At 59.2% G+C, this 20,632-nt stretch carries 20 protein-coding genes; 14 read left to right on the top strand and 6 right to left on the bottom strand.

Annotated elements, in window-relative coordinates; genetic code table 11:
• Positions 1-41 precede the first annotated feature (41 nt).
• The 8 genes from ACOYXJ_RS09280 to ACOYXJ_RS09245 all read left to right on the top strand — a co-directional run bounded on the left by ACOYXJ_RS09280 (position 42) and on the right by ACOYXJ_RS09245 (position 8,227).
• Positions 42-1,067 carry a LysM peptidoglycan-binding domain-containing protein gene (locus tag ACOYXJ_RS09280; RefSeq protein WP_460369097.1) on the top strand — a complete coding sequence of 342 codons (1,026 nt, stop codon included), beginning with the start codon at positions 42-44 and terminating at the stop codon, positions 1,065-1,067.
• 80 nt (positions 1,068-1,147) lie between these two features.
• Positions 1,148-2,248, top strand: coding sequence for a DNA-processing protein DprA (gene dprA, locus ACOYXJ_RS09275; RefSeq protein ID WP_460373112.1), 1,101 nt, complete (start codon positions 1,148-1,150; stop codon positions 2,246-2,248).
• Between the two features lie 55 nt (positions 2,249-2,303).
• Complete coding sequence (locus ACOYXJ_RS09270) at positions 2,304-2,861, top strand: L-threonylcarbamoyladenylate synthase type 1 TsaC (protein ID WP_095119679.1); 558 nt, start codon at positions 2,304-2,306, stop codon at positions 2,859-2,861.
• 271 nt (positions 2,862-3,132) lie between these two features.
• Positions 3,133-3,801, top strand: coding sequence for a GNAT family N-acetyltransferase (locus ACOYXJ_RS09265; protein ID WP_095119678.1), 669 nt, complete (start codon positions 3,133-3,135; stop codon positions 3,799-3,801).
• On the top strand, positions 3,779-4,513 hold the full coding sequence (locus tag ACOYXJ_RS09260) for an iron-containing redox enzyme family protein (RefSeq protein ID WP_460369094.1): 735 nt from the start codon (positions 3,779-3,781) through the stop codon (positions 4,511-4,513). The genes ACOYXJ_RS09265 and ACOYXJ_RS09260 overlap by 23 nt, the downstream gene beginning before the upstream one ends.
• A gap of 42 nt (positions 4,514-4,555) precedes the next feature.
• Positions 4,556-5,650 (top strand): DUF3419 family protein, encoded by a 1,095-nt coding sequence (locus ACOYXJ_RS09255; protein ID WP_460369091.1) that lies wholly within the window; start codon positions 4,556-4,558, stop codon positions 5,648-5,650.
• Positions 5,647-6,915, top strand: a complete 1,269-nt coding sequence (locus ACOYXJ_RS09250; RefSeq protein WP_150795047.1) for an aminotransferase class I/II-fold pyridoxal phosphate-dependent enzyme — start codon at positions 5,647-5,649, stop codon at positions 6,913-6,915. The genes ACOYXJ_RS09255 and ACOYXJ_RS09250 overlap by 4 nt, the downstream gene beginning before the upstream one ends.
• Entirely contained in the window at positions 6,905-8,227 is a 1,323-nt protein-coding gene (locus ACOYXJ_RS09245) for a phenylacetate--CoA ligase family protein (RefSeq protein WP_460369089.1), read from the top strand. Before ACOYXJ_RS09250 ends, ACOYXJ_RS09245 begins: the two co-directional genes overlap by 11 nt.
• A 34-nt stretch (positions 8,228-8,261) precedes the next feature.
• On the opposite strand, the gene ACOYXJ_RS09240 is transcribed toward ACOYXJ_RS09245, so the two are convergent.
• Positions 8,262-9,239 (bottom strand): NADPH:quinone reductase, encoded by a 978-nt coding sequence (locus ACOYXJ_RS09240; protein ID WP_460369087.1) that lies wholly within the window; start codon positions 9,237-9,239, stop codon positions 8,262-8,264.
• Positions 9,240-9,389: 150 nt separating this feature from the next.
• Between ACOYXJ_RS09240 and hemF the strand changes: the two genes are divergently transcribed.
• Both hemF and aroE read left to right on the top strand, forming a co-directional pair.
• Positions 9,390-10,304, top strand: a complete 915-nt coding sequence (gene hemF / locus ACOYXJ_RS09235) for an oxygen-dependent coproporphyrinogen oxidase (protein ID WP_102902543.1) — start codon at positions 9,390-9,392, stop codon at positions 10,302-10,304.
• Between the two features lie 9 nt (positions 10,305-10,313).
• On the top strand, positions 10,314-11,135 hold the full coding sequence (gene aroE, locus ACOYXJ_RS09230) for a shikimate dehydrogenase (protein WP_460369084.1): 822 nt from the start codon (positions 10,314-10,316) through the stop codon (positions 11,133-11,135).
• A gap of 115 nt (positions 11,136-11,250) precedes the next feature.
• Here aroE and ACOYXJ_RS09225 read toward each other — a convergent pair whose 3' ends face one another.
• From ACOYXJ_RS09225 to betC, 3 genes are all read right to left on the bottom strand, one after another.
• Positions 11,251-12,819, bottom strand: coding sequence for a SulP family inorganic anion transporter (locus ACOYXJ_RS09225; RefSeq protein WP_460369082.1), 1,569 nt, complete (start codon positions 12,817-12,819; stop codon positions 11,251-11,253).
• A 256-nt stretch (positions 12,820-13,075) separates the two neighbouring features.
• On the bottom strand, positions 13,076-13,996 hold the full coding sequence (choX, locus tag ACOYXJ_RS09220; RefSeq protein ID WP_460369080.1) for a choline ABC transporter substrate-binding protein: 921 nt from the start codon (positions 13,994-13,996) through the stop codon (positions 13,076-13,078).
• Positions 13,997-14,012: 16 nt separating this feature from the next.
• Complete coding sequence (gene betC / locus ACOYXJ_RS09215; protein ID WP_460369078.1) at positions 14,013-15,527, bottom strand: choline-sulfatase; 1,515 nt, start codon at positions 15,525-15,527, stop codon at positions 14,013-14,015.
• A gap of 114 nt (positions 15,528-15,641) precedes the next feature.
• On the opposite strand from betC, the gene ACOYXJ_RS09210 reads away from it, so the two are divergent.
• Entirely contained in the window at positions 15,642-16,592 is a 951-nt protein-coding gene (locus tag ACOYXJ_RS09210; RefSeq protein WP_460369076.1) for a choline sulfate utilization transcriptional regulator, read from the top strand.
• Between the two features lie 80 nt (positions 16,593-16,672).
• On the opposite strand, the gene ACOYXJ_RS09205 is transcribed toward ACOYXJ_RS09210, so the two are convergent.
• Positions 16,673-17,338: an NAD(P)-dependent oxidoreductase gene (locus tag ACOYXJ_RS09205; RefSeq protein ID WP_110718227.1), complete on the bottom strand. Its 666-nt coding sequence runs from the start codon at positions 17,336-17,338 to the stop codon at positions 16,673-16,675.
• 82 nt (positions 17,339-17,420) lie between these two features.
• On the opposite strand from ACOYXJ_RS09205, the gene ACOYXJ_RS09200 reads away from it, so the two are divergent.
• The gene (locus ACOYXJ_RS09200; RefSeq protein ID WP_150795054.1) at positions 17,421-17,747 is read left to right on the top strand and encodes a DOPA 4,5-dioxygenase family protein; all 327 of its coding nucleotides are present in this window, start codon (positions 17,421-17,423) and stop codon (positions 17,745-17,747) included.
• Here ACOYXJ_RS09200 and ACOYXJ_RS09195 read toward each other — a convergent pair whose 3' ends face one another.
• Positions 17,748-18,149 (bottom strand): GFA family protein, encoded by a 402-nt coding sequence (locus tag ACOYXJ_RS09195; RefSeq protein ID WP_150795055.1) that lies wholly within the window; start codon positions 18,147-18,149, stop codon positions 17,748-17,750.
• A 321-nt stretch (positions 18,150-18,470) separates the two neighbouring features.
• Between ACOYXJ_RS09195 and ACOYXJ_RS09190 the strand changes: the two genes are divergently transcribed.
• Entirely contained in the window at positions 18,471-19,778 is a 1,308-nt protein-coding gene (locus ACOYXJ_RS09190; protein ID WP_095119664.1) for a CitMHS family transporter, read from the top strand.
• A gap of 85 nt (positions 19,779-19,863) precedes the next feature.
• On the top strand, positions 19,864-20,631 hold the full coding sequence (locus ACOYXJ_RS09185) for a TerC family protein (protein WP_007911817.1): 768 nt from the start codon (positions 19,864-19,866) through the stop codon (positions 20,629-20,631).
• The last annotated feature ends 1 nt before the right edge of the window (position 20,632 follow it).

The raw sequence follows: 20,632 nt of genomic DNA, 5'->3' as shown, positions 1-20,632 counted from the left end.
TGACGGTTCACGCGAATGCACATGATAAAGGGATTCACTGCATGAGGAAAACACTACTCGCCCTGCTGCTGTTGGCTTCGGCCGGCGTGGCACAAGGGCAAGTGCAACTCAGGGATGGTTTTCCACAGCAATACACGGTGGTTTCGGGGGATACGCTCTGGGACATTTCCGGCAAATACCTGCGCGAGCCCTGGCAGTGGCCACAACTGTGGCGGGCCAATCCGCAAATCGAAAACCCCAACCTGATCTATCCCGGCGACACGCTGACGCTCAGCTATGTCGACGGCCAACCGCGTCTGACCCTCAATCGTGGCGAGTCGCGCGGCACCATCAAGCTCTCGCCACGAATCCGCACCAGTCCGGTAGCCGAGGCGATTCCGAGCATTCCGCTGAAGTCCATCAACAGCTTTTTGCTGAGCAACCGCATCGTCGACAAGGTCGAGGACTTCGATAAGGCGCCGTACATCGTCGCCGGTGATGCCGAACGCGTGCTCAGCGGCACTGGTGACCGCATCTTCGCACGCGGCCATTTCGATCCGGATCAGCCGGTCTATGGGATCTTCCGTCAGGGCAAGGTCTACACCGATCCGCAGACCAAGGAGTTTCTCGGGATCAACGCCGATGACATTGGCGGCGGTGAAATCGTCGCCACCGAAGGCGACGTCGCCACCCTCGCCCTGCAACGCACCACCCAGGAAGTGCGCCTCGGCGACCGTCTGTTCAGTGGCGAAGAGCGTTCGATCAATTCGACCTTCATGCCCAGTGCGCCAACGACCAGCATCAACGGCGTGATCATCGATGTGCCGCGCGGCGTCACCCAGATAGGTGTGATGGACGTGGTCACGTTGAACAAAGGCAAGCGCGACGGTCTGGCCGAAGGCAACGTGCTGGTGGTGATGAAAACCGGCGAAACCGTGCGTGACCGCATCACGGGTCAGCCACTGAAGATTCCCGATGAACGCGCCGGGTTGCTGATGGTGTTCCGCGCTTACGACAAACTCAGTTACGGCCTCGTCCTTAACGCTTCACGCTCGCTGGCGGTGCTCGACAAGGTGCGAAATCCGTAAGCTTGCTTCACAAGTTACCAACAGAGTTATCCACAGCTTGTTCCGAATGGTTCGGGGCTTATAACGATCAAGGATGATCCATCATGTTGCCTGTCTGTACGCCAGTTTCCCCGGCGGAACTGGAAGCGCGTCTGCGCCTGCACCGCTTGCGGGATGTCGGCCCGAAACGCTTTGCCAAATTGCTCGAAGCCTTTGGCTCGGCGTCCAAAGCCATCAGCGCGCCGGCCAGCGCCTGGCGTTCCCTGGGTTTGCCGGCGACGTGCGCCGAAGCGCGGCGCTGTCCCGAGGTTCGCGACGGCGCCAGCCATGCAATGCGCTGGCTAGAGCGCCCGGAGCATCATTTGCTGATGTGGGACCAAGCGAATTACCCGGCGTTGCTGGCGCAGATTCCCGATCCGCCACCACTATTGTTTGTTGCCGGTGATCCGTTGATTCTGGAAAAACCGCAACTGGCGATGGTCGGCAGTCGCCGTGCCTCGCGTCCGGGGATGGACACGGCGGCGGCGTTTTCCCGCAGCCTCGCCGGGGCCGGTTTTGTCATCGTCAGCGGTCTGGCATTGGGCATCGATGCCGCTGCGCATCAAGCGGCGCTGGATGTCGGCGGGCTGACTGTCGGTGTGCTTGGCACGGGACTGGAAAATTTTTATCCACAGCGCAACCGCCGCCTGGCTGACGCGATGATTGCATCCGGCAGTGCGGTGCTTTCCGAGTTTCCACTGGACGCCGGGCCAACGGCGAGCAACTTCCCGCGCCGCAACCGCATCATCAGCGGTTTGTCCCTAGGTGTGTTGGTGGTCGAGGCCAGCGTGGCCAGTGGTTCGCTGATCACCGCGCGGCTGGCGGCGGAACAGGGACGCGAGGTTTACGCGATCCCTGGTTCGATCCATCACCCCGGTGCGCGCGGTTGCCATCAGTTGATCCGGGATGGCGCGGTACTGGTGGAAACCATTGAACATATCCTCGAAGCCCTGCGCGGTTGGCAGCATCTGCCGCTGTCCAATGACACGGCGAACGTCGATCACCCGTTACTCAGCCTGCTCCACGCCGCCCCGCACACCAGCGAAGGCTTGGCCGACAGCAGCGGCTGGACATTGCCCAAAGTGTTGGCGGCGCTCACCGAACTGGAAATGGACGGCCGTGCGGTCTGCGAAAACGGCCGCTGGTTGGCCAGGACACGCTAGGTTTTACAAAGAAGATCGGTAAACTGCGCGAAACCTGATTGCGGAGAGTTTTTTCATGGTCAACAGTTGGCGTGTGCAACAAGCCGCACGAGAGATTCGCGCCGGGGCGGTGATTGCCTATCCAACCGAAGCCGTCTGGGGGCTGGGTTGCGACCCGTGGAACGAAGAAGCAGTGGATCGTCTGTTGGCGATCAAGAATCGTTCGGTGGACAAGGGCCTGATTCTGGTCGCCGACAACATTCGCCAGTTTGACTTCCTGTTCGAAGACTTCCCGCAAGAGTGGATCGACCGCATGGCCAGCACCTGGCCGGGACCGAACACCTGGCTGGTGCCGCATCAGAATCTGTTGCCGGAATGGGTTACCGGGGTGCACGACACCGTGGCGTTGCGGGTCAGCGATCATCCGCAGGTGCGCGATCTGTGCTCGATGGTCGGACCGCTGATTTCAACGTCGGCCAATCCGCAAGGGCGCCCGGCGGCTCGCACGCGTTTGCGGGTTGAGCAATATTTCCGTGGGCAGGTGGATCTTGTGCTGGGTGGCAGCCTTGGCGGACGGAAAAACCCCAGTGTCATCCGCGATCTTGCCTCCGGTAGGATCATCCGTCCCGACTGACCCGATATCTTCCTGATTGCTTGCGAACTCCTCGACTGTATTGGCGAGGAGTTTTTCGCCTGCGTGAGATTTATCCTTTAACTTGCTGCGGAACTTAAACAGTCTGTTGTTTATATGGGTTCTTCGTGTGTCAGATAAATCTATAAGTTAAAATTTTCAGTAACTTTTCCCACGTCATTATCAGAAGTCGCGCAGTGGCGATATTTCTAAAAGCATCCATTATTTCAATGCGCTCAGAAAACTTCGATAAGTTAACGTCTGCGGAGAAGGAATGGATACTACGAACTTACAGCTCAAGGATTATCTGCAGGGGCTTCAAGAGAAATTAATCAGGCAGCACTCTGAATATCGTATCGCTACTCTTGATGCGGGATCAGATGCCCGCGAGTTTGAAAGATTCATCGGGCGGCAGTTTCGTCTCCGATTAAAGCATTACATGCTGACGTCCAGAGCCCGGGCACTTGAAGCAAAGCTGGCGATTTCATCGCGCAGTACGCATTTTCTGCTGTACCAGCGCGAGCAACTGACGGCGGTTTTGAGAGTGACCCCTTCGCCGTTCGAATGGGCTTCATTGACACACCAGTACGTCTCGCCGACCGTGGCGCTGGCGCGGCATGTCGAGTTCAGTCGTCTGATCACACATTCGCAACAACACCGGCCCGTGCCGATCAATGCACTGCTTGCCGCCGCCACTGAATGGGCGATCGATCGCGGATACCAGGGCGTTACCGCCTTGTGCAGATCGCCACAACGGCGGCTGTTCCAGCGTTTTGGCCTGACCCCGATCACCTCTGACTCGCTTCATATCGAACATCGCGCTCGCGGCGATTACTGGCTGCTGTCTGCGCAATGGCGGCAAATCCTCACAGCGCTTCAACAACCCTTTCCCATGAACGCCAACTACCCGGAGAGTCGCGATGAATGCATCCATCAGTTTTGAACAACAGTTGATTCTGCTCGATCAGCGAATCGAAAAAACATGGGCCGATATCCTGGACAACTCCCGGCTGGTGAAGGCGATACGCGAGGGCAGTGTTTCCAGGGCGCTATATGCCATCTATATGATCGAAACCTTTCATTACACCGCGCACAATGCGCGGAATCAGGGGCTGGTGGGTGTAAGGCATGCCGATAACCCTGTTTATGCAAAGTTCTGTTTTGAACATGCTGCGCAAGAAGTCGGTCATGAAAAAATGGCTTTGCATGATGTCATGAGCCTGGGATTGAAAAGTGACAACTTTGATATACCGCTGGCACTTGCAGAAACTGAAGTACTGATCGCTTACTTGTACTGGATTTCTTTCACCGGTAATCCGTTACAACGACTGGGATACAGCTACTGGGCGGAAAACGCCTATCACTTCATCACGCCACTGATAAACCAGCTGAGTGAAACACTGGCGCTGAAACCTGCACAACTGACGTTTTTCATCGCTCATTCAGATATCGATGTCGAGCACTTCAACGAAATCAAAATCATCCTGCAGCGTACCTGCAAGCGCCAGGCTGACTGGGATGCCATCGCCAGCGTGATGGAAACCAGTCTGCGCCTGACCGGCAATATGCTTGAGGCCGTTTATAAGCAATACGAAGCCTGGCAAAGCGGCGATGCGCCCCGCTACGAATTCCTCCATGCCCTGGATAACTCATGACGTCTTCACATGCATTTTCAAAATGGGCAGGGGGAGGTCGAGATGGCTGATTACTTCGAGCGGTTGAACTACTCGCTCGGGGATGAAGACACGGCGCTCGAGTACGCCCTTCTTCCTCAGCATGCCAGGCATGTGGTGGGCGTTGCCGGTTGTGGTGGTCGGCTTCTGCCATTGCTGGCCCGCAGTCCGGCCCGCATGACCTGCGTTGATATCAGTGCGCCGCAACTGGCTTTTACCCGCTTGCGTTTTGCCCTGCTGGAGCAGACCGATCACGAGTCATTCATGGACTTCATGGGTTTCCTGTCGGGGGCCTCTGCGAAACGGCGCCAGTCCATTTTTCGCCATCTGGACCTGCCTCCGCCGGATCGCCGCTGGCTGGCGGATTTGTTTCACTCTCGTCACTGGGGGGCACCGGTGTACATGGGGGCTTTCGAGCAGACTTTGCAGCGGCTGGCAAAGATCAACGGACTGTTCACGGGCAAAGCGGGCCGGGCGATTTTCCAGTGCCGCGACCTCGGTGAGCAATCGGCTTATTACCAACGACACTTCCCCCAAAAGCGCTGGAAGGTCGTGATTGCATTGTTGGGTAATGCAGCGGTGCTCAATTCGCTGCTGTACCGGGGGGCATTTCCTCGCAACAACCTGGGGATCCGTTCCCGTGAGGCGTATCTGGGTATTTTCCATACCTTGTTTACCACTCAAGTGGTGCGCGACAGCTTTTTCCTGCAAATGCTGTTCTTCGGTGAACTGCGGTATCCGCAAGGCTTGCCGCTTGAGTGTGATCCGCAGATATTCCAGCGGGCTCGCAAGGCACTCCAGGGGTGCGAGTTGGCCGTGGTTCAGGGCGACATTTTCGACTGCGTTGCCGCGTGCAGGGATGTCGATTTTGCCTCGCTTTCCGACGTGCCTTCATTCCTGCCCCCGGCGATTGGCACCCGTGTCCTGCAGCGAATTCAGCCTGCCTTGGGCAAACATGCGCTGACGGTCATTCGTGGCCATTTGCATGTGGTCAGGCCCGATTGCAATGGCTTCTGCGACGTTACCGCGCAGTTTCAGGACGCAATCGCACGTGAAAAAACCCAACTCTGGCGAGTACAGGTCTACCGCCAGACCTCACCTGTGCAGGTATTTCGATGAATACACCTCATCCGACCGTCAATTGGGTCAAGAACCGCGTTCGCCAGGCCCGTGACGATCAGCAGCAATTATTCGATGCCGGCCTCAATGGCCTGAAGTTGGTAAAGCGCGAGGGCAAGGTCATCGAGTTGGGCAATGGCGAGCGGTTGACCGAGTTTCTCTCATGTTCCTATCTGGGACTTGAGAGCGATCCCCGTCTGATTCAAGGCGCAGTGCAAGCCGTCGAGTCTTTCGGTGTGCAATTCGCGGCCGCCCGCACCCGAGCGCTACTGCCGCCGATGCGTGAACTTGATGAGCAGTTGAACCGCATATTCCAGGGGCATACGGTGACCTTCAATTCTGTGGGCAGTGCCCATCTCGGTTGTTTGCCGCTATTGGGCTCCGGCGAGTTGCCGTCGTATCCCTTGCGGCGTGGGCCAGGCTGGATCGTTGACCGCGCCGCTCATGCCTCGATGCAAGTGCTGCAAGGCATTCTGTGGCAGTTCGGCCCCGTGCAGCGCTGCGATTGCAGTGATCTTCAGCAAGTCGAAGACGCTTGTTCCACCGCTGTTGCTGCCGGCAATACGCCCATTATTCTGACTGACAGCATTGGCTCGATGCGGGGACTTTATCCCGTCAATCGGCTGCTGCAACTGGCTGAGCGCTTTGAGGGTTATCTGTATGCGGATGACGCTCACGGCACTTCGATTCATGGCGCGGCCGGGGGCGGTTATGCCCTCGTGTCTGCCAATGAGCCGTTGCGCGCCCGTTTGATCCTGCTGTCGTCATTGTCCAAGGCCTTCGGTGCAACCGGCGGTGCGATTACCGTGCTGACAGCGGCCGATGCCGAGATGATTCGGCGCCATGCGTCGACTTATGCCTTCGGTGGGCCGCTGTCCATGGGCGGTGTCGGCGCGGCAGTCGCCTCGGCCAGGATCCATCTTTCTGCACAGCTGGGCCGGTTGCAGGCCTCGCTATGGCGAAATGTGGCGGTCATTGACGATCTGCTCGGGCCGGTACTGGGCAACCATCAGATTGCTTCACCGATACGTTTCGTCCGGGTCGGCGCCGAGCGTGACGCCATCAACCTGGCGTTGCACCTGCGTCGGCAAGCCATCGCGGTCACCACCGCATTGTTTCCGGTGGTGGCAAAAGGCGAAGCGATCCTGCGGCTGGCCATCAGCGCGAATCATAGCCATGTCCAGTTGGAACATCTGGCCAGCGCCGTCAACGACGGTTTTGCTGAGTTAGGTATTCGTCAGGGAGAGCCGCGTCATGCGCGTTGACCCGATGATGCATGCCGGTTCGACGGCTGTTCTCGCTGCCGCAACAGAGGCCTTCGCGCTTAAATTGGCCCATGCGCGGTCACTGTCATGGTTCTGCGCATTGTGTCCGCAGATGCGGCACGTTCGGACCGCAGAGGATTTGCACCGGTTGCCGATCCTGGCCGTGGAGGACGCACAGGGCGGATTGCTGTTTACGCACCTCGGCGAGGCATCACACCGTGCGGCGGGCGGTGGGCTGACCCTGACTTCGGGTGGCAGCACCGGCAACTGCAAACACATCACCCATTCCTGGGCATTCAACGACAGCATCGTGCCCTTGGGCGCGCGGGTGTTTGGTGCGACCGATGACCCTCCTCGTGTCGTCATCAATTGCCTGACGCCTGGCGAAATGCAGGGCGCCTTCCAATACGCGGCGGGCATCGTCCGGCACATTGGCGCGCGCCTGCTGCCTGCAGGCGCGCTGATGGGTATTCAACGCATAGCCCGGTTGATTCACTCCCAAGCGGTCGATGCATTGATCTGTACCCCTTCATTTGCGGCGGCATTATTCAATCATGCCGATGTCGATGAGGCGCAGTTGAGCAGTCTGAGATGGCTTTATTACATTGGAGAACCCTGCCACCAGCCTCTACGCGAGCAACTGGCCCGGGACTGGCCGGCCTTGAACATACGGTCATTGGGCTATAGCTCGACGGAGACAGGGCCGATCGGCTTCCAGTGCGCGCACCTCGAACATGGTTTCTATCATCTGCATGCGGACGCCATGCTGCTGGAAGTGGTTGATCCCGTCAGTCTGCGAGCGGTGGCCGACGGTGAAACCGGCGAGTTTCTGCTGACGCCTTTGCTGCCCGATCACGCGCCGTTGCTGCGATATCGCATTGGCGACCGTGGACGAATCCTGGGCGGGCAATCAGATTGTGCCTGTGGCAGTGCTCTGCCAATACTGGAGCTGCAGGGGCGAGTCGAAACCTCGATCAAACTGGGCGGTGCGATCATCACTCAACGCCAGGTTCTTTGTATCCTCGCAGAGGCGTTGCCCGAACTGCACGCTTCGGATGTGCAGGTGCAAATTGATCGCCAGGCCAACGGTGCGCATCTGCATTTGCTCATCGCTCAGGAGCGATTACCGGCCGGAGCAGAACGCGTTATCGAAGAGGCTTTACACAAGGAGGCGCAGGCGAACGCATTGCTCGGGTTGCCCGGTGTGCTGGGCTTGCAGGTGCGGCGTCTGGCTCGTGGTGACTTTGAAACCACCGTGGCCGGCAAAACGCCGTTCTTTGTTGAGGTGCGAGGCGCCCCGGCCAAGTCATGACGCCTGGCCGGGGGCTTCGTCTGCAAGCTACCTGTCAGGGTTGCAGGACGGTAGAGCCGGTGGTGCGCCGCGCCGACAGTTCGGTTTGCGCCTTCGCCGCATCAGCCAGTGGATAACGCTGGCTGATGTCTACCTTCAACTTGCCGCTGATGATCATCTCGAACAGTTCATCGGCCATTCGCTGCAGGTTCTCGGCATTGTTGGCATAAGTCGCCAACGTCGGCCGGGTCACGTAAAGCGAACCCTTGGCTGCCAGAATGCCCAGATTCACGCCGTCTATCGCACCGGAGGCATTGCCGAAACTCACGACCAGGCCGCGCGGCGAAACGCTGTCGAGTGATGTCAGCCACGTGTCCTTGCCGACACCGTCATAGACCACCGGGACTTTCTTGCCATCAGTCAATTCCAGCACGCGCTGCGCAACATTTTCGTGGCTGTAATCGATGGTCGCCCAGGCGCCATTGGCCTTGGCCAGTTCGGCTTTCTCTTTGGAACTGACGGTGCCGATCAGCTTTACGCCCAACGCCTTGGCCCATTGGCAGGCCAGCGAACCGACACCGCCGGCCGCCGCGTGGAACAGAATGGTTTCGCCACCCTTGAGCTCATAGGTCTGACGCAGCAGATATTGCACGGTCAGGCCCTTGAGCATCACCCCGGCAGCGGTTTCGAAACTGATTTCGTCGGGCAGGTGCACCAGATTGTCCTGGGGCAAAACGTGAAACTCGCTGTAAGCGCCCAATGGGCCGCTGCCATAGGCCACTCGATCGCCGACCTTGAACCGGGTGACGTCGCTGCCCACGGCATCGACGATGCCTGCACCCTCAGCTCCCAGGCCGGATGGCAAGGCGGGCGGCGCATACAGACCGCTGCGGTAATAGGTGTCGATGAAGTTCAGGCCGATGGCCTTGTTGGCCACGCGCACTTGATTCGGGCCGGGCGCGGCGGGTTCGTAGTCAACATATTCGAGTACTTCGGGACCGCCGTGGGCGCGGAACTGGATACGCTTTGCCATCTGCCTGCTCTCCTTGGGTCTTTTGTAAGCCCCCTATCCAACTCCCATGCTTGATCTTCGTCAACTGCGGCGCGTCGCTATGCGGTGGTATGCTACGCGCCCATTTGCGTCGCCCGTCTGCCGGGGCGCCGCCCGATTCAAGGTGAAGCCATGACGACCCGCACCGACGCCGTAAAGGCCTATCTGCTCGATCTGCAAGACCGCATCTGCGCTGTCCTCGAAACCGAAGACGGCGGCACGCGCTTCGTCGAAGACGCCTGGACCCGGCCGGCCGGCGGTGGCGGGCGTACCCGCGTGATCGAAAACGGCACAGTGATCGAAAAGGGCGGCGTCAACTTTTCCCACGTGTTTGGCAGCGGTTTGCCGCCTTCGGCCAGCGCCCATCGCCCGGAATTGGCCGGTCGCGGTTTTGAAGCCCTTGGCGTGTCGCTGGTCATTCACCCGCACAATCCGCATGTGCCGACGTCCCACGCCAACGTACGGTTTTTCATCGCCGAGAAGGAAGGTGAAGAGCCGGTCTGGTGGTTCGGCGGCGGCTTCGACCTGACCCCGTATTACGGCAACGAAGAAGACTGCATCCACTGGCACCGCGTCGCCGAGCAGGCCTGTGCGCCGTTCGGGGCGGACGTCTACCCGCGTTATAAAGCCTGGTGCGACACCTACTTCCACATCAAGCATCGCCACGAACCGCGCGGTATCGGCGGTCTGTTCTTCGATGACCTGAACGAGTGGGACTTCGACACCAGTTTCGCCTTTATGCGCGCCATCGGCGATGCTTACATCGACGCCTATCTGCCGATCGTGCAGCGCCGTAAAAACGATGCCTTCACCGCGCAGCAGCGTGAATTCCAGGAATTCCGCCGTGGTCGTTATGTCGAGTTCAACCTGGTTTATGACCGTGGCACGTTGTTCGGCCTGCAATCGGGCGGGCGTACCGAGTCGATCCTGATGTCGCTGCCGCCGCAAGTGCGCTGGGGCTATGACTGGAAGGCTGAGCCGGGCAGCGAAGAAGCGCGCCTGACCGAGTACTTTCTGCAAGACCGCGACTGGCTGGCCGAGGCCTGAGGACATCCGATGGATCGTTACGTCGTTTTCGGCAACCCGATCGGCCACAGCAAATCGCCGATGATTCACAAGCTGTTCGCTGATCAGACTGGTCAGAGCCTCGACTACAGCACCTTGCTGGCGCCGCTTGATGATTTCGCTGGCTGCGCCACGGCGTTTTTCCAGGAAGGTCGCGGCGCCAACGTTACCGTGCCGTTCAAGGAAGACGCTTACCGTTTGGCCAATAGCCTGACTGCTCGTGCGCAGCGGGCCGGCGCGGTGAACACCTTGAGCAAACTCGCCGACGGTTCGCTGCTCGGCGACAACACCGACGGCGCCGGGCTGGTGCGGGATCTGACGGTGAATGCCGGGTTCAGCCTGACGGGCAAACGCATCTTGCTGCTCGGCGCCGGCGGCGCCGTGCGTGGGGCGCTGGAGCCGTTGCTGGCGGAGCAACCGGCGTCGGTGATCATCGCCAATCGAACAGTGGACAAGGCTGAGTTGCTGGCCGAGTTGTTCTGCGACCTCGGGCCGGTGTCGGCCAGTGGTTTTGACTGGTTGCGTGAGCCGGTGGACGTGATCATCAACGCCACGTCGGCGAGTCTCTCCGGCGACGTGCCGCCGATTGCGCCAAGCCTGATCGAGCCGGGCAAGACCCTGTGCTACGACATGATGTACGGCAAGGAACCGACCGCGTTCTGCCGTTGGGCCAGTGAGCATGGCGCGGCGGTGGCGATGGATGGCTTGGGAATGTTGGCGGAGCAAGCTGCTGAAGCGTTTTACCTGTGGCGCGGCGTACGCCCGGCCACGGCGCCAGTATTAGCCGAACTGCGCCGCCAACTGGCGCAGTAATCCCCTGTAGGAGTGAGCCTGCTCGCGATAGCGGAGTGTCAGATAAAATCTCATCGACTGACACTCCGCTATCGCGAGCAGGCTCACTCCTACAGGGTTATGCGGTGCTATCGGATCAATCCTCAAACCGGATCGGGCATTTCTCCGGCCCTTCAAGTTTCCGCAACTCTTCCACAACCTGCGGCCGCGCCCGGCGCAACGTCAAACTGCGATTCTGGCGTAACAACCGTCGCGCCTCCTGATGCAGCATCTCCACCCCCGAATAGTCGATGAAGTTGATCTGCTGCGCCTCGATCACCACTCGCGCACCGTGCATGCGTTGCAATCTCACCTGCAGATAATGGCTGGCGCCGAAAAAAATCGAACCGCCGACGCGCAAAATATCGTCCTCGCCATCGCGCCAGTGCTGCACGCGCGGTTGCGAGGTGCGCTTGAGATAGAAGAACAGCGAGGCCAGCACACCGGCATAAATCGCCGTCTGCAACTCCAGCAGCAACGTCGCCAGACACGTCAGGGCCATGACCACGAACTCGGCGCGGCTAACCCGCAACAAGGCGCGAATGCCGCGATGATCGACCAGGCCCCAGGCAATCAAAAGAATGCTGCCCGCCATCGCCGGAATCGGTATGTGCGCGATCAGCCCGGCGCCGAATATCGCAAACAACGCCACCCAAATCGCCGAAAACACCCCGGCCAGCGGCGAGCAGGCACCCGCCTCGTAACTCAAACCCGAGCGAGTAAACGAGCCTGCCGACAACGACCCGGAAAAGAACGCCCCGACAACATTCGATAAACCCTGCGCGCGGACTTCCTGATTGGCATCGAGCAACTGTTGCGACCGCGCCGAAATCGAGCGCGCAATCGACAGACTGGTGACCAACCCGAGCATGCCCACTGCGACGGCGCTCGGCAGCAGGCGCAAGATCAAATCAAGATCCAGCGGCAACGCACTGAACGGCGGCAACCGCCCGACAAACGCGCTGACCAGATGCACATGGCCGAACATCGCCGGCCACAGCCACACCAGCAGACTGGCCAGAGCGAGGGTTATCAACAGCGTCGGCCAGCGCGGCAGCAATTGTTTCAACACCACACCGACAACCACCGTCGCCACACCGAGTACCAACGAAGGTTTATCCACAGCCCTGAAGTGATGCAGCAGATCCATCAGACTCGCCAGCGCCGTGGCTTTCGCCGGCAACTCCAGCCCCAACAGATTCGGCAACTGCCCGATGGCAATCACCACCGCCGCGCCAAGGGTGAAGCCCAGCACCACCGAATGCGAAACGAAATTCACCAGCGCACCGAAGCGCAGCAGGCCGAGCAGCCATTGGAAAATTCCGGCAAGCAAGGTCAGCAACAAGATCAGCGTGATGTAGTCCTGCGACGCCGGGACCGCTAAGGGACTGACACTGGCAAACAGCACGATCGAAATGGCTGCCGTCGGGCCGCAGATCAAATGCCACGACGAACCCCACAGGCAGGCAATCAGCACCGGGATGATTGCGGCGTAGAGGCCATATTCAGGTGGGAGACCGGCGATCAGCGCGTAGGCGATCGACTGGGGTAACGCGAGAATCGCACCGCTGAGGCCGACGATCAGATCCCGTCCGACGCTGGCGCGGGTTTGCCGCGGTAGCCAGGTGAGGAAGGGCAAGAGAGAGTGGCGGCTGGGGAAGGCCATGGGTCCTCGCGGTTGGGGTTTTGTTCAAGGTTATCAGGGTGCCAGGGGAAAAGGCCCCTCACCCTAGCCCTCTCCCGGAGGGAGAGGGGACTGACCGTGGTGGATGAGGGAGGTACGCTGACCTGAGATATCCAGTCGAACTCGGGTTTTGAATAGCATAAAGATCGGCTCCCTTTCCCCCTCGCCCCCCTGGGGGAGAGGGCTGGGGTGAGGGGGCAAAAATCTCAAGCCGAGCAAAATTCAAAAAAACCCACAATCAAAGCTTCGCTTTCACCGCCGCCAACGCATCCTTGCCATCCACGGTCTTCACCCCCTCCAGCCACTTGTCCAACACTGCCGGATTCGCCTTGATCCACGCCTTCGCCGCTTCGGCATTGGTGACCTTCTTGTTCACCACTTCGGCCATGATGCTGTTCTCCATCTCCTGCGTGAACGACAGATTGGTCAGCAACTTACCCACATTCGGACACGCCTCGGCATACCCTTTACGCGTCAGCGTAAACACGCTGCCAGTGTCGCCAAAGTACTTCTCGCCGCCCTTGAGGTAATGCATCTTCAACTGCACATTCATCGGGTGCGGAGTCCAGCCGAGGAAGGTGACGAATTTCTGCTTCTTCACCGCTCGCGACACTTCCGCCAGCATCGCCTGTTCGCTGGACTCGATCAGCTTCCACTGGCCCATGTCGAAGTCGTTCTTCTTGATGATCTCCTGCAGCGAGATGTTGGCCGGCGCGCCCGAGCCGATGCCGTAGATCTTCTTGTCGAATTTGTCCGCGTATTTGTTCAGGTCGGCAAAGTCATGCACACCCGCGTCCCACACGTAGTCCGGCACGGCGAGGGTGAACTCGGTGCCGTCGAGGTTCTTCGCCAATTGCGTGACGTCACCGGTAGCGACGAACTTGTCGTAGAAGCCCTGCTGCGCCGGCATCCAGTTGCCGAGGAACACATCCACCTGGCCATCCTTCAACCCGCCAAAGGTGATCGGCACTGCGACAGTGTCGACCTTGGCCTTGTAGCCCATGCCGTCCAGCAGAAACCCGGTGATCGCATTGGTCGCGGCAATATCGCTCCAGCCCGGGTCGGCCATTTTCACCGTGTCGCAGCTCTGCTCGGCGAAGGCCGAAGCGCTGCTCATCGCGATCAGGCCAACCGTCACTACTGTGGATAACTTGCGCATGGACTTCCCCTTAACATTATTGGTTTTGGCAGGGTTGTGGATAACGTGCTTTGCGCTCCAGATCATCGAGATCGATGTGGTTGCGCATGTACTGCTGACTGGCGTCCACCAGCGGCTGGTGATCCCAGCTCTTCAGCTTGCCGATGGTCAGCGCGTCGGCAACAAAACGCCGGCGGCGCTGGCTGGCAAGGACTTGCCGGTGAATCGCCGGAATGTTCCATTTGGCCCGCGCTTCGGCAAGAAAATCGTCGAACAGCGGGCGATGCTGCGGCGATTGGCTGAGTTCTTCCAGTTCGCGCGGATCGTTGTCTACATCGAAGAGTAGGCAGGGGTCGCTTTCACTGTAGATAAATTTGTAGGCGCCGCGACGGATCATCATCAACGGGCTGATGGTGCCCTCGGCCATGTATTCGCCGAACACTTCGTCATGACCGCCCTGCCCTTGCAGGTGTGAAACCAGTGAGCGGCCGTCCAGCGGCAAACCCGGCTCCAGCGTGCCGCCGGCCAGTTCAACGAAGGTTGGCAGCAGGTCGGCGGTCGACACGGCTGCGCTGACGCGGCCTGACTCGAACTGCCCCGGGGCACTTATCAACAGGGGCACACGGGCTGCCATTTCGTACCAGTGCATTTTGTACCAGAGGCCTTTCTCGCCGAGCATGTCGCCGTGATCACCGGAGAAAACGATGATGGTGTCATCGATCAGCCCGGTTTCTTCCAGTGTTTGCAAAAGTTTGCCGACGTTGGCGTCGATATAGCTGCAGGCACCGAAGTACGCCCGGCGCGCATCGCGAATCTTGTCCACAGGCAGTGGTTTATCCCACAGGTCGTAAACTTTGAGCAGGCGCTGCGAGTGTGGATCGAGTTCGTGTTGATCTGGCGTTGTAGGCAACGGGATATCGGCATCGTCGTACAAATCCCAGAACGCCTTGGGAATGGTGTACGGATCGTGTGGGTGAGTCATTGATACGGTCAGGCAGAACGGCTGATCGCCCTCCTCGCGAATGTGATCGAACAGGTATTGCTGCGCCTTGAACACCACCTCTTCATCAAAATCGAGCTGGTTGGTACGCACACACGGACCGGCCTGCAGCACTGAGGACATGTTGTGATACCAGCTCGGGCGCACGTCCGGCTCGTCCCAGTTCACCGCCCAACCGTAATCGGCCGGGTAGATATCGCTGGTCAGGCGTTCTTCGTAGCCGTGCAACTGATCGGGGCCACAGAAATGCATCTTGCCCGACAGCGCGGTGCGATAACCGAGGCGGCGCAGGTAATGGGCGTAAGTCGGTACATCGGCAGGGAAATCAGCGGCATTGTCATAAGCGCCGATCTTGCTCGGCAACTGGCCACTGACCAGGGTAAAACGCGACGGCGCGCACAACGGGCTGTTGCAGTAAGCGGCGTCGAACACCACGCCTTGGGCGGCGAGGCGGGAAAGATTCGGCAGTTTGATCGGCGAAGGGCCGTAGAACGGCAACATTGGCGCGGCCATCTGATCGGCCATGATGAAAAGAATATTCTTGCGCTTCATGTGATCGCGGCATTCCATAGTGAATATTTATGCGACATTGCTGCGATCGAGCATGGAGTCCATGCTGAATCCGGTAAAGCCCGTGCCGGACAATGACTAGGATAAGCACAGCTTATGTATGAAGCCTTGGGTGATCTGTCGCTCGACCTGCTCCGCGCCTTCGAAGCGGCGGCTCGGCAGCGCAGTTTTACTGCTGCCGCGGTTGAGCTTGGCACCACGCAACCGGCGATCAGCCAGCAGATCAAACGGCTGGAAGAACAGCTCGGCACGCGCCTGTTTGACCGAATCTACCGAGGCATCGAGCTGACCGAAGTCGGCGCGATCCTGTTTGAGCAAGTTTCCTTGGGTTTGCAGAATATCGACGCTGGATTGAGTGCGATCAGCGCACAACAGCAACACGAGGTGCTGCAAGTCGCCACCGATTTTGCCTTCGCCGCTTATTGGTTAATGCCACGCTTGCACCGTTTTCACGAAGCCAATCCGCAGGTTGACGTGAGCCTGGTGACCAGCGAACGCAACCACAATATGCTGCGCACCGACATCGACGTGGCGATCCTGTTTGGCGACGGGCGTTTCAAGCAGGGCGAAAGCCATTGGCTGTTCAGCGAGGAAGTGTTCCCGGTGTGCAGTCCGCAGTTGCTCAAGGATCGCGCCCTGCCCCTGCCTGCTCAGGCGTTACTGGAGTTTCCGTTGTTGCACCTGCGCGGGGAAAACAGCAGCAACTGGTTTGACTGGAGTGGTCTGTTCCGTGAACTCGGTATCAATACACCGCCGGCGCCGGGGCAATTGCGCTTCGACAATTACACGCTGTTGATTCAAGCGGCGATTGGCGGGCAAGGCGTGGCGATTGGTTGGCGGCACCTTGTGGATAACTTGCTCACTCAGGGTTTGTTATGCCGGCCGATTGCTGAAACGACGCTGTCGCGGTTGGGTTATTACGTGGTGCTGCCGCAACGCAAACGTCGGGGCGCGCTGATTCAGCAGTTTGTCGATTGGTTGATGGTGGAGCAGGCGAGCAGCGCGCAATCCTTGAGTGGGCTGGCGCTGCCTTCGATTGCGGTTTGAAAGTCAAAAGATCGCAGCCTGCGGCAGCTCCTACATCTGGAACGCGGTCCCCTGTAGGAGCTGCCGAAGGCTGCGATCTTTTACGAATCTGAAGCCGCCACAAAATTCACGTGCTGACCCACATGCAAATTCAGTCTTAGCTCATCGGCTATACCCACCGCCACGCGATTCAAACGCTCCAACGGTTCAGCCAGACCCGGTTCGAGATTGCCGCCAACCTGACTGAAATGCTCAATCGTCAGCCCGGCCACACCGTGCGGCGCATTCACCAGCGTCCAGTGCAGCGGACTGCTTTGCACGGCTTCGAGAATTTCTTCGGCGGCATGGCGTTGCAGGCGATCATCGACATCCGGCTCATCGAGCACGGCAAAATCCCCCACCAGAAACAGTCGCGAAACATTGGCGGCTTGCAGGCCATCGACCAACGCGTCGACGGCCAACACCTGCTCGACCGGGCCGAGCACGACCGAGCGTTCCACATGATCGCTGCTGAACGGCAAGCCCGGCGCATCCAGTAAACAGATGACCGCCGAGCTGCCGGCCACACTCTGATTGACCCGCTCCAGATCGAACAGATCACCCGTTTTGGTGCGCAAGCCAGGACGCGGCGCCAGTGCGGTCAAATCGTCGAGAATGGCAATGACTTCATGCTGACGGCGCAGCAATTCAGCCATCAACGCGCTGCCCAGGCTACTCATGGCACCATAGAGCACCACTTTTACCGCCGGGGTTTCGGCATTTTTCATGGCTGATCCCTTTTGTTATCCCTTGTATGGCGTGTGACATACGGGCAACGCCGAGGGTTCGAACCGATTCAGAGGCTTTCAGATGCAAGCGATCAAGGGTTACCACGCCCACGTCTATTTCGACGCCGGCACCATCGATCAGGCGCGCGCGTTGTGTGAGCAAGCCGCGCAGTTGTTTCCATTGAAAATGGGCCGCGTCCACGAACGCCCGGTCGGCCCGCATCCGGACTGGAGCTGCCAATTGGCCTTCGGCCCGGAGCTGATCGCCGATGTACTGCCGTGGCTGGCGCTCAATCGCCAAGGCCTGGTGGTATTCCTGCACCCGGATACGGGCGATGACCTGCTCGACCACACTGAACACGCGATCTGGATGGGCGCGATGCGACCGCTGAATCTGTCTGTTTTCTGATCACAGCGTTTCTTCGGCTTCGCCCGGCAGATGCTCGTCCAGATGCAGCCAGGGCAATTGGCTGTCCGTCCAGATGTGTCGCTCGGCGGGTGCCTGCTCTGGGTGATCAAGTGTGGCGATGGTCACGTCGATGCTTTCAGGGCTGAGCAACGTCACCAACGCCAGTTGCGCGCCACACCGCGGGCAGAAGTACCGCGCGCAACTGTCGGATGAGTCATAACGCGCCGGCTTAGCGGCCAGCCATTGAAAATTCGCCGCCGGCACGGTGATCCACGTCGTGACGATTCCACCGCTGACCTTGCGGCAAATCGAACAATGGCAATGGGCGATATCCTGCAACGCCCCGCTGAACTGATATCGAATGTGTCCGCAATGGCAGCCGCCGCTGTGCAATTCGCTCATGGCCAAGGCCCTCCTTCCCGTGTTTATTGACTCTGGTTCGCATCCGACGGCCGGTTGACCGTTCACCCAAAGCTTTCTGCAGCGAAAGGTAGCTGAAAGCTTCCCGGATTAGGATCGCCTCACTTCCGGCAACAGACCGGTTGGCCAATGCGTGTGATACCTCGCACGAACGGCCCAATTAACAACAACAATGGTGATTCTGATGTCCTCTGTAGCCCGCCTCCTCGCTCTGACTCCGCCCGTACGCCTCGTGCTTCCCGTTCTGCGCTGATCCACCCGATCCGCTCATTTAACTAGCCGCGCTACGCCTGGAGTATTCCCATGCTGACTTTCCTTGGCTTCGCCATGGTCATCACGTTCATGTTCCTGATCATGACCAAGCGCCTGTCCGCGCTGATCGCTCTGATCATCATCCCGATTGTCTTCGCCCTGTTCGGCGGTTTTGCACCGAAGATCGGTCCGATGATGCTCGAAGGCATCACCAAGCTCGCGCCGACTGGCGTGATGCTGATGTTCGCCATTCTCTATTTCGCCCTGATGATCGACTCCGGCCTGTTTGACCCGGCCGTGCGCAAGATCCTCAAACTGGTCAAGGGCGACCCGCTGAAGGTTTCGGTCGGCACCGCCGTACTGGCGCTCGTCGTTTCCCTCGATGGTGACGGCGCGACCACTTACATGATCTGCGTGGCCGCCATGCTGCCGCTGTACAGCCGCATCGGCATGAGCCCGCGGATCATGGCCGGTCTGATCATCCTCGCCGGTGGCGTGATGAACATGACCCCGTGGGGCGGCCCGACCGCGCGTGCGGCGAGTGCGTTGCATGTCGATCCGTCGGACATTTTCGTGCCGATGATTCCGGCGATGGCGGCTGGTGTTCTGGCGATCCTGGTCATCGCCTACTTTTACGGTAAGCGTGAGCGTGCGCGTCTCGGTGAGCTGCATCTGGTTGGCGATGATGTCGATCACAGCGAAATCAGCGTGTCGCAGTTCCCGGATGCTCGCCGTCCGAAACTGATCTGGTTCAACGGCGCCCTGACCTTCGGCCTGATGTGCACGCTGATCGCCGGCCTGCTGCCATTGCCGGTGTTGTTCATGGTCGCGTTCAGTATTGCCATGATCGTCAACTACCCTTGCCTGCAGATGCAGAAGGATCGCGTCGCGGCTCACGCCGGTAGCGTGCTGGCAGTGGTCGGGCTGATCTTTGCGGCGGGTATCTTCACCGGTATCCTGTCCGGCACCGGCATGGTCGATGCGATGTCGAAGAGCCTGTTGGCAGTGATTCCGGATTTCCTCGGCCCGTACCTGGCCGTGATCACGGCGCTGGTGAGCATGCCGTTCACCTTCTTCATGTCCAACGATGCGTTCTACTATGGCGTGTTGCCGGTGTTGGCCGAAGCCGCCAGCCACTATGGGATCACTGCAGTGGAAATGGCCCGTGCCTCGATCGTCGGTCAGCCCGTCCACTTGCTGAGCCCGTTGGTGCCATCGACGTATCTGTTGGTGGCCCTGGCCGGCATTGATTTTGGTGACCACCAGCGTTTCACCCTGAAATGGGCGATCCTGGTTTGTATCTGCATCCTGATTGCTGCACTGCTGTTGGGGACTTTCCCGGTGTTCAGCACTCTATAAGCCCAAGACTCACCGTTTCGGGTCCTGGCTTCGCGGTTTGAAGCCCGGACCTTTTTCGGTTTAACAATCGCTCAAAGGAATACACATGGAATGGCTGACCAACCCCGAAATCTGGGTTGCCTTCTTCACCCTGACCGCCCTGGAAATCGTCCTCGGCATCGATAACATCATCATGATTTCGATCCTGGTCAGCCGCATGCCCAAACACATGCAGCAGCGCACCCGGATCTTCGGTCTTGGCCTGGCCATGATCACCCGCATCCTGTTGCTGCTGTCGATCACTTGGGTCATGCGCCTCACCGCTGACCTGTTCGAAGTGTTCGGCCAAGGCATTTCCGGCCGCGACCTGATCCTGTTCTTCGGTGGCCTGTTCCTGCTGTGGAAGAGCTCGCAAGAGATGTACCACGCGCTGGAAGGCGAAGACGAAAGCGACGAAACCCCGGGCGGCAAGGGTGGCAACTTCCTCTACACCATCATCCAGATCGCGATCATCGACATCGTCTTCTCGCTGGACTCGGTGATCACTGCCGTGGGCATGGTTTCTCATGTGCCGGTGATGGTCGCGGCGATTGTCGTGGCAGTGCTGGTGATGATGCTGGCCTCGGGCAAGATCAGCGAGTTCATCGACAAGCACCCGTCGCTGAAAATGCTCGCGCTGTCGTTCCTGCTGGTGGTCGGTACCGTGCTGATCGCCGAGTCGTTCGATGTGCATGTACCGAAAGGCTACGTCTACTTCGCCATGGCGTTCTCGCTGGCGGTGGAAGCGATCAACATCAAGCTGCGCGGCGCAATGGCCAAGAAGCGACAGCAGCAAGATCCGGTGAAACTGCGCAAGGACATTCCGGGCCAGTAAC

It is taken from the genome of Pseudomonas sp. Tul2A7, assembly GCF_054790505.1.
This window is presented reverse-complemented; position numbering and strand designations above follow the sequence as displayed.